Annotated in this window: 14 protein-coding genes and 1 pseudogene; 10 read left to right on the forward strand and 5 right to left on the reverse strand. The window is 38.8% G+C overall.

The genetic code is table 11. The annotated features are described in order from the left end of the window. Positions 1–690: 690 nt before the first annotated feature. The 6 genes from LGZ99_RS13110 (at position 691) to LGZ99_RS13135 (ending at position 8349) form a co-directional block, all read left to right on the forward strand. On the forward strand, positions 691–1899 hold the full coding sequence (locus tag LGZ99_RS13110) for an aspartate aminotransferase family protein (RefSeq protein WP_023046080.1): 1209 nt from the start codon (positions 691–693) through the stop codon (positions 1897–1899). Positions 1900–1920: 21 nt separating this feature from the next. Further along, positions 1921–2952 carry an arginine N-succinyltransferase gene (gene astA, locus LGZ99_RS13115; RefSeq protein WP_023046081.1) on the forward strand — a complete coding sequence of 344 codons (1032 nt, stop codon included), beginning with the start codon at positions 1921–1923 and terminating at the stop codon, positions 2950–2952. Between the two features lie 3 nt (positions 2953–2955). Further along, positions 2956–4431, forward strand: coding sequence for a succinylglutamate-semialdehyde dehydrogenase (gene astD, locus LGZ99_RS13120; protein ID WP_262979181.1), 1476 nt, complete (start codon positions 2956–2958; stop codon positions 4429–4431). A 26-nt stretch (positions 4432–4457) separates the two neighbouring features. Beyond that, on the forward strand, positions 4458–5801 hold the full coding sequence (gene astB, locus LGZ99_RS13125; RefSeq protein WP_262979182.1) for an N-succinylarginine dihydrolase: 1344 nt from the start codon (positions 4458–4460) through the stop codon (positions 5799–5801). A 12-nt stretch (positions 5802–5813) separates the two neighbouring features. Then, complete coding sequence (gene astE / locus LGZ99_RS13130; RefSeq protein ID WP_051769207.1) at positions 5814–6806, forward strand: succinylglutamate desuccinylase; 993 nt, start codon at positions 5814–5816, stop codon at positions 6804–6806. Positions 6807–6906: 100 nt separating this feature from the next. Further along, the gene (locus LGZ99_RS13135; protein ID WP_023046084.1) at positions 6907–8349 is read left to right on the forward strand and encodes an amino acid permease; all 1443 of its coding nucleotides are present in this window, start codon (positions 6907–6909) and stop codon (positions 8347–8349) included. A gap of 103 nt (positions 8350–8452) precedes the next feature. Here LGZ99_RS13135 and LGZ99_RS13140 read toward each other — a convergent pair whose 3' ends face one another. Together LGZ99_RS13140 and LGZ99_RS13145 are read right to left on the reverse strand one after the other, a co-directional pair. Further along, complete coding sequence (locus tag LGZ99_RS13140) at positions 8453–8794, reverse strand: hypothetical protein (RefSeq protein WP_036837456.1); 342 nt, start codon at positions 8792–8794, stop codon at positions 8453–8455. Positions 8795–8950: 156 nt separating this feature from the next. Continuing rightward, complete coding sequence (locus LGZ99_RS13145) at positions 8951–9718, reverse strand: hypothetical protein (protein ID WP_021325733.1); 768 nt, start codon at positions 9716–9718, stop codon at positions 8951–8953. Between the two features lie 643 nt (positions 9719–10361). Between LGZ99_RS13145 and LGZ99_RS13150 the strand changes: the two genes are divergently transcribed. From LGZ99_RS13150 to LGZ99_RS13160, 3 genes are all read left to right on the forward strand, one after another. Next, complete coding sequence (locus tag LGZ99_RS13150) at positions 10362–10991, forward strand: hypothetical protein (protein ID WP_023045498.1); 630 nt, start codon at positions 10362–10364, stop codon at positions 10989–10991. Positions 10992–11451: 460 nt separating this feature from the next. Then, positions 11452–11703, forward strand: coding sequence for a hypothetical protein (locus LGZ99_RS13155; protein ID WP_262979183.1), 252 nt, complete (start codon positions 11452–11454; stop codon positions 11701–11703). Between the two features lie 30 nt (positions 11704–11733). Continuing rightward, on the forward strand, positions 11734–12132 hold the full coding sequence (locus LGZ99_RS13160) for a hypothetical protein (protein ID WP_262979184.1): 399 nt from the start codon (positions 11734–11736) through the stop codon (positions 12130–12132). A 151-nt stretch (positions 12133–12283) separates the two neighbouring features. Here the strand turns inward: LGZ99_RS13160 and LGZ99_RS13165 are convergent, their stop codons facing one another. The 3 genes and pseudogenes from LGZ99_RS13165 to LGZ99_RS13175 form a co-directional block, all read right to left on the reverse strand. Then, positions 12284–12631 (reverse strand): type II toxin-antitoxin system RelE family toxin, encoded by a 348-nt coding sequence (locus tag LGZ99_RS13165; protein ID WP_262979185.1) that lies wholly within the window; start codon positions 12629–12631, stop codon positions 12284–12286. A gap of 23 nt (positions 12632–12654) precedes the next feature. Then, positions 12655–12882, reverse strand: coding sequence for a type II toxin-antitoxin system Phd/YefM family antitoxin (locus LGZ99_RS13170; protein ID WP_023045495.1), 228 nt, complete (start codon positions 12880–12882; stop codon positions 12655–12657). Positions 12883–13084: 202 nt separating this feature from the next. Further along, positions 13085–13216: pseudogene (locus LGZ99_RS13175) on the reverse strand (phosphate acyltransferase); the annotation flags it as partial. A gap of 296 nt (positions 13217–13512) precedes the next feature. Here LGZ99_RS13175 and LGZ99_RS13180 point away from each other — a divergent pair. Further along, on the forward strand, positions 13513–14607 hold the full coding sequence (locus LGZ99_RS13180; RefSeq protein WP_262979187.1) for a hypothetical protein: 1095 nt from the start codon (positions 13513–13515) through the stop codon (positions 14605–14607). The last annotated feature ends 108 nt before the right edge of the window (positions 14608–14715 follow it).

Consider the following 14715-nt stretch of genomic DNA (forward strand, 5'->3'; position numbering starts at 1 on the left):
TCTCTATCCAAGTAAATCATCAGGATAAGGCTGAATGCGATCAATTTGTTACAAATAATCCGACTAGGTAGTGATGTTGTTATTACTTGAAATTTAGCAAAGTTCAGACATCGCTAATCTTCTTGGCGGGATAGTTAATTTTGTATTAAGTTATAGTCATATTGTTCACTTATTTTGTTATTTTGATTATAGATTTACCCCGGTTTTTGCAAAATTAAATTCCGTCAAATTTTATTTTACATTTAAGGAGATAAGTTTCTGACGTTATTAATGAATAATTATTTATTTATTCTTCTCATCTATATGCAGCTGGTTTAATTTATTCATCATTTATTCCCTGTTTATTCATGATAAGTGCATAAAGTGTGCATAAAAATACTTTTTGGAATTTTGAACGAGATCAAAAAGTATTTTTTTTGTTTATGACTTGTGTTGACTTTGTTAAGCATGAGCAACAGTATCTGTCTAATGGCTGAGCAACTATTTTTCGAAAATAGTGATGAGGATTAATAAGCATAATATTAACGAAATCCTGTAATTTTATTATTTTTAAGGCTTTTTAAGTTTCACCTGAGTTAAATTTTTACCTCGGCATCCATTAATAATTTGTGTAAGTATGAGATGAAAAATGATGCGGAGCATATTGTTTTATCTCGTCCGAATACTCTCTATTTTAAGGGGAAATGATCTATGTCAGAAAATATTCAGAGAAGTTGGTTTGATCACTATATGGTACCTTGTTTTTCTCCGGCTAAGTTCATACCTGTTCGGGCTGAAGGTTCGAGAGTATGGGATCAGGATGGCAAGGAATATATTGATCTTGCTGGTGGAATTGCGGTGAATTCATTAGGGCACGCCCATCCGGAATTAAAAGATGCGTTAATTTCTCAGATTGAGAAATTATGGCATATAGGAAATGGTTACACTAATGAGCCGGTTTTGAAATTAGCAAAGAAACTTGTGGAAAATACGTTTGCTGATAAGGTGTTTTTCTGCAATTCAGGGGCAGAAGCTAACGAGGCGGCATTAAAATTAGCTAGAAAATATGCTGCTGATAAATATGGAAAAAATAAGAGAGAAATTATCTCATTTAAAGATTCTTTTCATGGCAGGACATTATTTACTGTTACGGTAGGAGGACAACCAAAATATTCACAAGATTATGCTCCTCTTCCTCAAGAAATTACTCATCTCCCTTATAACGATTTGTCTGCGATCAGAGAACGCATTTCTGAAAATACCTGTGCGGTGATTGTCGAGCCGATTATCGGTGAAGGTGGCGTTATTCCCGCCGACCCTGCATTTTTGCAGGAATTGCGTACGTTATGTGATCGTTTTCAGGCGCTGCTCATTTTTGATGAAATTCAGACTGGCGTGGGCCGTACCGGATATCTTTATGCTTATCAGGAATATGGCGTTGTGCCTGATATTCTTACCAGTGCTAAAGGTCTCGGAGGGGGGTTCCCTATCGGTGCCATGTTGACAAAACAACATATTGCAGAGGTTTTTCAACCTGGAACACACGGCACGACGTTTGGTGGTAATCCATTGGCAGCAGCCGTTGCCAATAAAGTGTTTTCAATGGTTAATCAGACGGAACTCCTCGCTGGAGTTCAGCAGCGCCATGAATACTTCATGGACAAGTTATCGGAACTGAATCAGCGTTATCAATTATTTAGCTGTTTGCGGGGTAAAGGGCTGCTTTTAGGCGCTGAATTGAATCAAGCCTGGCAGGGTAAGGCGAAGCAGTTAACCAATATAGCAGCAGAGGAAGGATTAATTGCCTTGATTGCCGGCCCGGATGTGTTGCGCTTTGCGCCGGCATTAAATATCAAATTTGCTGATATTGATGAAGGTCTGGTTCGCCTTGAAAGCGCCATCATGCGGTTCGTGGGTTAATGGTAAGTTGAAGGTGACGTTATGATGCTTTTCCGAACTGTCCGGCATAGTGACTTAAATGGTATTCAGTCCTTATCTGAACGCGCTGGTATAGGCCTGACATCTTTGCCAAATAACCTGGAGCAATTACGTTCACGTATTTCACGTAGCGTGGATACTTTCGATGGAAAACTGACCAGGGCCCAGCAGGGATTCCTTTTTGTGCTGGAAGATACCGGCGAGAATCGTGTCGTGGGTGTCAGCGGCATAGAAGCGGCGGTAGGATTGGAAGAGCCGTTTTATAACTTTCGCGTACAAAGAACCATTCGTTCGTCACGTGAGTTGGGAATTTATAAAGTTATTGAAGCCTTATCGCTGGAACAAGATCAGACCGGTAACAGCGAATTATGTACCTTGTTCCTGGATCCGGAATATCATAAAGGGAAAAACGGCACGTTTCTTTCTAAAGCGCGTTTCCTTTTCATTGCGGCATTCAGGGATCTATTTTCTAAAATAATATTCGCTGAAATGCGTGGTGTCGCGGATGATAAGGGAAATTCACCTTTTTGGAATGCCTTGGGACAGCACTTTTTCGGTATTCCTTTTTCCCAGGCAGATTACTTAACCGGTATTGGATCGAAAACCTTCATTGCCGAATTGATGCCCCTTCATCCTGTTTATATATCCCTATTACCCGCTGAGGCACAGCGGGTAATAGGGCTGGTTCATGAGAAAACGGTACCGGCTCGTACGATCCTCGAAAAAGAAGGTCTGGCCTATGAAGGCCATATCGATATTTTTGATGCAGGCGCTTTACTACAGGCCGAGATCGACCGGATACGCGCAGTAAAAGAGAGCCGGCTTGTTCCTGTCAGCCGGGTTAAGTCAGTTGCCAGAACCGATGGGGTACCCTGCATCATTGCTAATCAGCGCTTTAGTGACTTCCGTGCGCTGTTACTGAGTGTTGCGTATGACAGTGATGAGATTTTTTTAACATCAGCGGAAATGGATGCACTCCAAATCAATGATGGAAATCAGGTACGGCTCGTCACTCTTTTTCCAAGGGAGCACTAAGATATGAATCATCAAGTACATTACATTGGGGGCGAATGGGTTGAGGGGCAGGGTGAGTTGATGACTAAATTCGCCCCGATAGATCAGAAAATTCTGTGGCAAGCTAACAGCGCTGATCCTTCTCAAGTTAGAGCTGCTTGCCAGTCTGCCCGTGAGGCGTTTTATTCGTGGTCACATTTGTCAGTTAGAGCGCGAATTAAGATTGTCCAGACGTTTGCTGTTTTGCTAAATGACGAGAAAGAGTCTTTGGCGCGTGTTATCAGTCAGGAAACCAGCAAGCCATTATGGGAAGCCCGTACTGAAATACAATCCATGATAGGTAAGGCGGCGATTTCTATCGAAGCATGGGAACAGCGCACCGGAGAGTCGGAAATCATTATGCCGGATGGCCGGGCCTTGTTGCGTCATCGCCCTCATGGTGTGATGGCGGTTTTTGGTCCGTATAATTTTCCTGGTCATTTACCGAATGGTCATATTATCCCTGCGCTTATTGCCGGTAATACGCTGGTGTTTAAACCGAGTGAACTGACACCGATGACTGCGGAAGAGACCGTAAAACTATGGGAAAAAGCTGGTTTGCCCGCCGGAGTGCTTAATCTGATTCAAGGGGCGCGCCATACCGGCACGGCGCTGCTGGAGGACAAGCAGATTGATGGTGTGCTGTTTACCGGGAGCGCCAATACTGGCTTTCACTTTCACCGCATGTTTGGCGGTCAGCCAGAGAAAATGCTGGCGCTTGAAATGGGAGGGAACAACGCACTGATTGTGGATGCTTGCGATGATATTGATGCTGCCGTTTATACTATTGTGCAGTCAGCATTTATCTCAGCCGGTCAACGTTGCACTTGTGCCCGCAGATTACTGGTAAAAAAGGGTGCGCACGGGGATGCGGTGATTAAGCGGCTGGTGGCGGTGACTGAACAGATTGTTCCAGCTCATTGGGATGCACAACCCCAACCTTTTATGGGAGGCGTTATTTCTCTACAGGCGGTTCAGAATCTGTTGGAAGCGCAAGATCGGCTGCAAAAACTCGGTGGGATTTCGCTGGTTTCGCTGGAACAACGCGATCCTCAATCAACGTTGCTGACACCTGGGATTATTGATGTTAGCCGGGTGGCCGATGTGCCTGATGAAGAGTACTTTGGTCCGCTACTCACTCTTATGCGTTATGACACGTTTGATGAAGCGCTGGCAATAGCGAATAACACCCGGTTCGGATTGGCTACGGGTTTGATTTCGCCGGATGCTTCGTTGTTCCAACGCCTGTCGGAAGATGCGAGAGCCGGAATTGTGAACTGGAATAGGCCGTTGACAGGGGCTTCCAGTAAAGCGCCTTTTGGTGGCATTGGCGCTTCGGGAAACTTCCGCCCCAGTGCTTATTATGCTGCTGATTACTGTGCCTGGCCTATGGCATCTTTAGTTACTGACAAACTCGCGTTACCTGAAACGCTCGCGCCGGGGATCCATTTTCCTGATTAACTTACATAATTTTTCCAGAGGTATTTATGTCCGGTTTTGAAGCAAATTTTGATGGTTTGGTTGGTTTGACTCATCATTACGCAGGGCTTTCAGTCGGCAATAAAGCGTCTATACATAACCGGGACCGGGTGTCTAACCCACGCAAAGCCGCGCTTCAAGGGCTGATGAAAATGAAAGCGCTGGCTGATGCGGGGTTTGTTCAGGGGGTGCTGCCGCCACAACAACGTCCCAATATTCCAGCCTTACGTAATTTAGGTTTTACGGGCAGTGATGAGCAAGTACTTGATAAAGCAGCTAAATATTCTCCAGTGTTATTATCAAAACTGAGCTCTGCTTCATCAATGTGGACAGCAAACGCGGCAACAGTGTCACCTTCGGCGGATAGTGCCGACCAACGGGTACATTTCACCGTGGCAAATTTAAATAACAAACTGCACCGTTCGCTGGAAGCAGAAACCACGGCAGCCGCGTTAAAAGCCACTTTTGCTGATCAAAACCATTTTGTTCATCATCAGGCGCTTGTGCAGCATGAAAACTTTGGTGATGAAGGAGCGGCAAACCATAATCGCCTCGGTGGTGAATATGGTATGCAAGGCGTACAAGTGTTTGTCTATGGCCGTAGCGCGTTTCGTGGCAGCCCGGTGCCCCAGCGCTATCCCGCACGACAAACACTGGAAGCAAGTGAAGCCATTGCACGGTTGCATCAGCTTAATCCGGCACAAACCGTTTTTGTGCAGCAAAACCCAGTCGCTATTGACAGTGGTGTTTTCCACAATGATGTGATTGCGGTGAGCAACCGGAATGTCCTTTTTCATCATCAGCATGCTTATCTGGATCAGGATCAGGTTCTGGCTGAAATTAAAGAGAAAATGGCGGTGTTGGGACATGATTTTGTCTCCATTGAGGTCTCTTCAGAGCAGGTCAGTATCGAAGACGCGGTTGATTCTTATCTCTTTAATAGTCAATTACTGAGTAAAGCCGATGGAAAAATGATGATTGTGGTGCCTGAAGAGTGCCGCCAGAGCGCAACGGTCTGGGCCTATTTACAGTCACTGACTGCGCAAACATCATCACCCATTAATGAAGTCTGTGTTTTTGATCTGCGGGAAAGTATGCGTAATGGCGGCGGCCCGGCATGTTTGCGTCTGAGGGTTGTGTTGAATGAGGCTGAATTTAGCGCGGTCAATCCTGCGACAATAATGAATACCCGGCTTTATGGGCGCCTGACTCAATGGATAGAACAGCACTATCGTGATGAGCTATGTGCCGGCGATCTGGTTGATCCCCAATTACTTCGTGAAGTTTATACCGCTCTGGATGAGCTTACGCAGATCCTGAATTTAGGGTCGATCTATGAATTTCAACGCTAAATTGGAGCGGATATGGATCTGTTAACTTTATTGCTTGAAAATAAACTTGCCGACCATCTGATATTTCCAGAAACAATTAATGCGAGCTGGCTGGCAGAAGGGGTATTGCAACTTATTCCCCATGTTCCCCATGAAGGAAAAAACCGGTCCCTGGTTATTTCTGCCGGTATTCACGGTAATGAAACCGCACCCATTGAAATACTGATTCAGTTACTGGCACAGTTGGCAGATGGCACGTTGCCGCTAAAAAATAACTTGCTGATTATCTTTGGTAACTTGCCGGCTATGCGGACGAATCGACGTTATCTGCATAACGATTTGAATCGTATGTTTGGTGGCCGTTATCTGGATTTTACGCTGGGAAATGAGCGATCTCGTGCGGCTGAACTTGAAAATGTTGTCAGCCGCTTTTTTGCTGAACCTTCCGTGTCCTCTGCAAATATGCGTTGGCATATTGATCTGCATACCGCTATACGCGCTTCTCATCATGAACAATTTGCGTTGTTACCTGCTCAAAGCCGTCCATTTTCTGCTGAATTTATGCAATGGTTGAATGACAGCGATATTGACGCACTTGTTTATCACCGTTCAAAAGGAGGAACTTTCAGCCATTTTCTGCATGAAAAGTTTGGGGCGGATAGCTGTACGATGGAAATGGGTAAGGCAATGCCTTTTGGTAGAAATGATTTAACAAGGTTCCAAAAAATTGCCGATTCTCTTTATGGTTTAATCTCTTCATTACAAATAGCCTCACGAGTTAAACCTGAGCTGAAACATTACCAGGTAATTGATTCCATTATTAAGAGCGATGAAAGTTTCCAGCTTCATATTCCCGCAGATACCATGAATTTCACTGAATTGTCAGAGGGATTTGAAATCGCCAGCCAGCATGATCGCCATTGGGAAATTAAGTTCCCGGCAAAATTTATTTTATTTCCTAATGCTGAGGTTGCTAATGGATTGCGGGCGGGATTGTTACTTGCTTTAAATGAAAAAAATAATTAAATAAAACATAACTCCATTTTCTTTCTGAAGCAGTGGCAACTTCTTCTTCAGAAAGATTCAGCGGTCTGTTTCTTCGCTTTAATGACGGACGGGTATTATCATGATAAAAAATAATAAAAATCAACAAAACATGTCGGCAGAAAAATCTACTGATTCGCAAGAACTTCATCGAGGGCTAAGTGCACGTCATATTCAATTAATTTCCATTGGCGGTGCTATTGGCACCGGCTTATTTATGGGTTCAGGAAAAACCATTGCCGTATCCGGTACATCGATCATTATTACTTATGCCATTGTGGGTTTCTTTGTCTATATGGTGATGCGGGCGATGGGGGAATTACTTCTCACCAAACTAAATTATCGCTCTTTTGCTGATTTCGTATCTGATTATTTAGGGACGAAAGCGAGTTTTTTTCTCGGCTGGACTTACTGGATGAGTTGGATTGTATCCTGTATTGCTGATGTTGTTGTTTGTGGTGGATATATTCAATATTGGTTCCCTGGCGTCTCTCTTTGGGTACCGGCGTTTTTGACTCTGGGTTTACTTTGTACTTGCAATCTTCTTTCTGTGCGATTATTTGGCGAAGCTGAATTCTGGTTTGCCATTATTAAGGTGATTGCGATTTTAGCGTTGATTATTGTTGGTGTCGGTATGGTGATGATAGGTTGGCAATCACCGGATGGTATGACGGCATCGGTTAATAATCTGACTGATCCGTCAGTATTCCTGCCGAATGGTATTTTTGGTTTTTTTGCTGGTTTCCAGATAGCGATTTTTTCTTTCACGGGTGTTGAGCTGGTGGGTACCATGACAGCGGAAACAAAAAATCCGGAAAAGATATTGCCGAAGGCAGTCAAAAATATTCCGATAAGGATCATTATCTTCTATATTTTCTCCATGTTAAGCATCATTGCGGTGACTTCCTGGGGGAGAATTTCATCTGAAACCAGCCCTTTTGTGACCTTATTTGCTTTGGCTGGTTTGCCTGCCGCGGCAGCTATTGTTAACTTTGTTGCATTAACATCGGCAATGTCCTCCGCTAACAGTGGATTATACGCTTGTACGCGTATGCTTTATGGTTTGTCAACTGAAAGAAATGCGCACTGGAAATTTAAAATTCTTTCCCGTAATACCGCGATTCCTGTACATAGCCTGATATTTTCCTGCTTCTGTATGATAGTTGGCACGTCACTTTTATTTATCATGCCGAATGTCATGAGATTATTTACTATTGTATCAACCGTTGCCTCTATTATGGTTATTTATAGTTGGTGTATGATATTAATTGCTTATTTAGCTTATCGTAAACATCATCCTGATTTGCATCAGCGTTCAATATTTAAGATGCCTCTGGGGGTACCAATGACCTGGATAACGCTGGTTTTTTTCGCCCTGACCATCGTCGTCATGGTTTTTGATCCGGATACACTGGTTGCACTCTGTGGCACCCCTTTATGGTTTATTGCGTTAAGTGTTTTATGGCGTATAAAGAAGAAAAATGAGGCTCAGGAAGAACATGGTCATTCTTCACAACAAAAATAATAATCTCAGCTCAAAGGCTGGGATTATTATTTTATTATTTACGTGAGTTATATTGGCGGTAATATATGAACCAAGCATTTGTGCACATATTACCATCCTATATTTAAGATTCACTCCTCGTTTCATGATTACGATAATCTTTATCCGGAGGGTCACAGGTTATTTTTGAAGTAATATTGTATTTTCCATTTTTGGATACTCTGACAAAATCTACGCTTACTTGTAGAGCATAATTTATTGCAGTGCCGAGTATAGTAAGTAGACCTGTTAGTTCTTTTGAAGAAGTTGTGACTCCATCAAGTACGAAATGGTAATAATTATTTTCTTTGTCTACCAATGTGAATGACACATATATCTCACCATCACCGATAGAAACAGGAAAAGTATAGTCTTTAATGACGCCAGATACTCTTTCATTTATTTTTAATATATTGGTATTTTTCATGTATTCTCCATATGTTTTCCCACGCAACGGAATTTATTGTACGAAAATCAGTGGCATATTTTGAGGTATAAATCTTCCTTATACTTTATGTATACCCAGCCGGAAATTTTGTATGGGTATATAAAAAATAATGGAGTTTTTGATTTAATATTTAATTCATACGCCTCCGAATTGATTAACAGCGGCATTGTAATGTTTTTTTAACAAACTTGTCTCAGTGTAATTAACTGATCTTGATTGAATATCAATGTACGTCTCCTTCCCTGGATCTTTTTTACTTTTTCCTGTCCAATTTACAATTCGAAGCCGCCAATCGACAACTGCTTCACCAATAGCATCAACGTTATCGCCATCAGGGTTAAGGGCAATTTGGATGGCTGTTGCTTTTTGACCAGAGTCGAAGTCTGCTTTGTCATCCGAGCTCAGTCCGGCAAGCCAGCCACTCATAATAGACTCCATGCTTTTCTTATCAAGTGGAGAAATCAGTGTTGCAGATGTTGTATATGCGACTTTAACAAATGCCTCTTTGATTGCATCCACAGTTGAATAATAAGACTTGTTATGAGATGCAGCGGAGACCTGACCAGGGAAATCCTTGTATTGGGTTTTAAGCCAGTTAAAAATTTCTTCATTTCTGGTAATGTAATCTAGCTGTCTCATTTCATGTAGCGCTCCATCAGGCTCCCAAAGCCCCTTGGATATTGTGACGACAGAGTTATGAAGGTGATTAATTCCGAATGCTTGGTACGCCCCATTATATAATTGTGATCTGACATCTGTGATGTATTGCTGAAGTTTATCCAGGGTTGTATCTTCGCAGGTAAGACCAAGGATAGTTAATGTGTCTTTCAAACTTTCGACAGTGACTTGATCTGGGGTGATACTGTATAGCTTAAAGGGGAATCCGCCTTCTTTGATAACCATAATTTTCTCCATATAATTTAATAAGATGTTTTTATTGACATATCTTAATAATTCAAAATGCATCAAAACTACATCAATACTGAGCTTTAATTATTATAAGTATTAGGCTTTAATTATTAATAGCAAACTCACTTTTGTGTTTAAAGTCACATTTTATAAAAATAAATAGATTCTCACCCAATTTTCCTTTTACTGTAATAATAAATATAGCTGAGTAAGTGTTCTCTGAATTATTTTCTCACATTGAATGAGTTAGGTATTATTCTTTATGATAAAAATGGAATTTATATAAATTAGATAGATGATTTTATTACGATTACATTATTTAGGCCATTATGGCATAAGCACAATAACCACTTTATCGCATATATTGTTGACATATTGTCACTATTTTGTTTTTATATATTTCAATTGAATATTTTTTATTTTAATCATATTGGAATTTGTTTTTGTTTTTTATGATTTAATAACATATCTTTATTTAAGTCAGGTAGTAGCAAGAGAGAATAATGTAATCGGTTAATTTATCATATGTCATCTGTAATGATATGTTTTAAAATAAATATATTAATAACAACAATGAAATTTATTTTTATTCCATTGGACGTTAAAATTCTTAATTAAATAAAGCAAGGAGATAAGTATGATTTTGAATAAAAAAGTTTTCCTGATTTCCCCTTTCTTACTCGCGATGAGTAGTTTTAGTATGGCATGTAAGACAGATCCACAGATAGAAAAAATAATCACTAAAAATGGACTGGAAAATACCAAAGTGATGTCTATGTATAAAAATTGCACACTTTCAGTCTTGGCAAATACACCTAATAAAGTGACATTAGTCAATAAGAAAGCGGCAAAACGTGATGATGAAGCAAAAAATGCGATGTACTGGTATAGAGGAATGGAAATAAAGGAATATAAAGCATTTCACCAGAATAAGTATAAAAGTCTTCCTTGTGTTAAAGGAGAAAGTTTTTGTGGCATTGCTCCCCAATATACCTATTCACAAAGTTATCTGACAAATAAAAAACCTGGAGTTGTTATTGAGTTTAGTACAATAGAACCGAAATGGTTATATAATGACTTTACAACTAAACATAAGTGTCAAGTTAAAGCTGAGGGAGGAGGCACATACGGGCTTGGTGTGACAGGAACATCAGCGAGTTGTGATGACCAATACAAGAAACTTGGAATAGGCAATGTATTTAATAAGTGGCTTGAAAAACCAGCAAAAATAGATGTTATAATTTCTTATGTATTATTATCAAAATAAGATTTTATATCTTTTTTTAGTTTTGTGATTGTTAGTTTTAAATGTTTATTTTCAAAATATACAGCACCGAACATTCATGATTTCGGTGCTTTTTATTGGTGATGGATTCATACATAAATTGTAATCTTATGAGGTTGTTTATATTATTATGATATAAAAAACCAGTAGTTATTACGTCATTATAGATAACATGTAAATATTGATAAATAATTTATTTTATATGTTATTGAAATTGTGTTGTTTTTAAATTTTCTCTGTCTTGTATCTCATATATTTAAATAAAATTTTTTAATTTAATTGTTCTGTAATTTGTGTTTTTTGATTTAATAATCTATCTTTATTTTATAACAATGTTATGTATTAGGTAATTATATTCTTATGAAGTTGATATGTGTTTATTAATTATAAAGATGAAGTCTATATTATTCCATTTTGGATTAAATCAAGCAAGGAGATAAATATGCATTTGAATAAAAAAATTTTCCTGATTTCCCCTTTCTTACTCGCTATGAGTAGTTTTAGTATGGCATGTATGAAAGATCCGGAGGTAATTAGGAATCAGGTAAAAGATGCAATAATTAAAAATGGATTGGAAAAAACCAAAGTGATGTCTATGTATGAAAATTGCAAACTTAGGGCAAATGTAAAAGATTTTGAAAAGAGAAATGATGTTGAGCTAAATAATACTTCTACTCATAATCAGGATAATTAGGCAGAAACAGCGAAGTATTGGTATAGAGGGGTGGGCAAAGAGGAATATATATTATTGGACCACAATGGATATAATAGAATCCCTTGTGTTACAGAAGAAAGCTATTGCGGAATTGCACCTCAATATACTTATGCAAAAACGTATCCGAAAAATGTAAAGCCAAAAATTGCTATAGAATTCAGCACAGATGGCGTTGGTTGGTTATTTAAAGAATTCAGTACACCAGTAAAAGAAGGGGGACATGGGTGTCAAATTAAAGCGGAAGGTGGAGGTTCATATGGGCTTGGCAGAACAGGAACATCGGGTGATAAAGTGAGTAGCTGTGTTCCTGGATATAAGGTAGGGGTTGAATTTAATAACTGGTTATCAGGACATAAAATACAAGCTCAAGTTTCTTATGTATTATTACCAAAAAACCCACTAAAATAGGCTTTAACATCTATTTTGTCACTATGTAATTATTAGCCCTAAATTTGTGCAAATAAATATAAACACGAAGTGCCGCATATCTGCGGCACAATTAAATTTTTCTGTAGCTTAATTTTCTGTAGTAACTTATGTTTTTACTTGGCAAACATAATTAGATTTCAATCAAACGGGTGAACAACAAATGCTGAATATCCTGCTTCTGGGCCATGATGACATGTGCTGAGATCTGATTACCATTATCTATTGAGTAAATAATTCGGTATCCACCTGATGTATTGCATTCACGGTATTTGCTGCAACCTAGTTTCATGAGTTCGGCAGAAATAGGTGACCCCTCAGGAAAAGAGCAAACTTTATTTTCAAATTCCTTCACTAGTTTTTGAATTATTGGCCTTGGGTCTATTTCCTTACTGCGCAAAAATTCTGAAATAACTTTTACGCTGGTTTTAGCTGTTTCTGTATATTGAACGGTAACATTATCTGACATTTTTGATGGCATTTAGCTCTCCGGTTATTAACAGCTCATATATTTGCCAATAACTGATCACTGGTATAGGTTCGTCCTTGTTCTTTATCTTTCTCAGAAAGTGTGAGTAATTTAAGCAAAGCTATTGCTTGATCTCGTTGTTTTCTTTCTGTAAATGATTCAATAACATAGGCTGGTACACCATTTTGTGTGACCAGAATTGGTTCAGATAATTCAAGAGCAGAGGCGTTCTTTTTTATAAAGCTGATTGTTTCAATTCTCATTGTGACCTTCTAATCATTTTTGTAATTAATAGTATGCTTCCTCAAGTCTGGTGTGTCAGCGCTTGTCACTACCGTCCATGATGTGATTAAGTTGGCTGATTGGTCTAAATATAGTTTTTATTTGGTCTGCTTGCAAATTTTTATCTCACTTTACTTTGCGCTATAGAATTATGTTGATGATAGTTTGATATGCCAGAAACGGTTACGCTTCTCCCTGTGCTGATTGAATAGCCGTCAGTACAACAGTGTAAACAATATCGTTTACTAAAGCGCCACGGGACAAGCCGTTTACTGGTTTACGCATATCTTGCAGCATTGGCCCGATAGAAACCAGATGTGTCTAGAGGATTTGTGAATAAAGTTTAACTTTATATTTTTTTTGTGATTTATTGTATATCAGTTATATTGTATTTTTAATAAATTATAAATAGTAATTAACAAGCGCAAGAAATTATAAAAATGGAGGGGTATAACCCTGATTTATAATTTCATGAAATTAACAGCATATAATGATATTAGATCTCGAAGTGTGTTTGGGTACTCGTAATTATTTTAATAACTGCTAACATAGTTTACTCGATAGAATAAAACCGTAATTAATGAAACTAAAATAACTAAGAGTATAAAAAAATGGAATATAAGTTAATTATAGAAAAAAATACACAAACGATTTCATCATGTGATGTAACAAGAAATAAGGAAATTAATTTATTTATATTCAGTGACCAACAAGCGAGCCTACTTCACTATTTTTCTGAAGATATTGCTAAACGTGGTGGTCCACAGGTTAGCGGAGTTAGAATGATTGTGGTACAAGCTGGGGTAGAATTAAAACAAACATTTTCAGAAAGCCAACAAGAAGTGGTTAGAGTATATTCTGATGGTTTAATGTCTGCTCTGATTTTTGAAGGGATGAAAAAAGTTGACAATGACATACTCCCTAATAAATTACCCTCACTTTCTTCACTAGAGAATCAATATTCTATCCTTTATTTGGCTGCTCGTAATCAAATCTTGCTGGAACTTGTTGAGCATAGAGCTTTTGCATATGATATTGAAAATTCTGGAAAAATAGTACGTCTGGTTGCTCATTTAAAAGGCAAAGGTTTGCAGGACATTGATTCTGAAAATAGTAAAGTAGAATTAAGTTCTCATTCAGGTTTATCTCTTGGCCCTCATACCGAAGGACCATATTGGAGTACAGTGAAAGCGAAAAATGGTCATTCTCCTTCACCATCTTCTTTGATTTTATCATCAATGTGGAATCCTCTAATGGAACCTACACTTGTCATTCCAATGCTTGAAGTATTAGAAAGAGTAGGTATAACTAATGTTTTGGCTCTGTCGTCATACAGCTTTAATTTTACATACAGTGATTCTTATGCAGACGGAGAAGGAGAAGATGGTAAGGGTGTATCTATAATAGATTTTAATGAAAAATTCTTTTTTTCTATCCGTTATAATTCCTACCGTTTTTCCGTTGATGAAAAATCCTCAAATATTGTCAAACGAGCATATGAAATATTTTGTCAGGCAGTTAACGACGCTGTACCGTACCAATGTGTATTAACACAAGAATCTGCAATTGTTATTAATAACTATCGGGCATTACATTGTCGGGATGTAGTAAAGGACAATCGTAGATTGTTGGTACGGTTGTTTGGTCTTGCAAAATATGCGGAAGGAATTGTTATTTCGGATGATCCTTTATTACTTAAAGGCTAAATCATTGCTCATTATGTTGTTGCAACAAAATACAGTAAAATAAAGTTATTATTTCGTATCCTAATTATATTAAATGGCAATTTTAAAGTAGCGTTACACCGATGCTTT

Source organism: Photorhabdus temperata (assembly GCF_025384845.1).
GTDB classification, from domain to species: Bacteria; Pseudomonadota; Gammaproteobacteria; order Enterobacterales; family Enterobacteriaceae; genus Photorhabdus; species Photorhabdus temperata.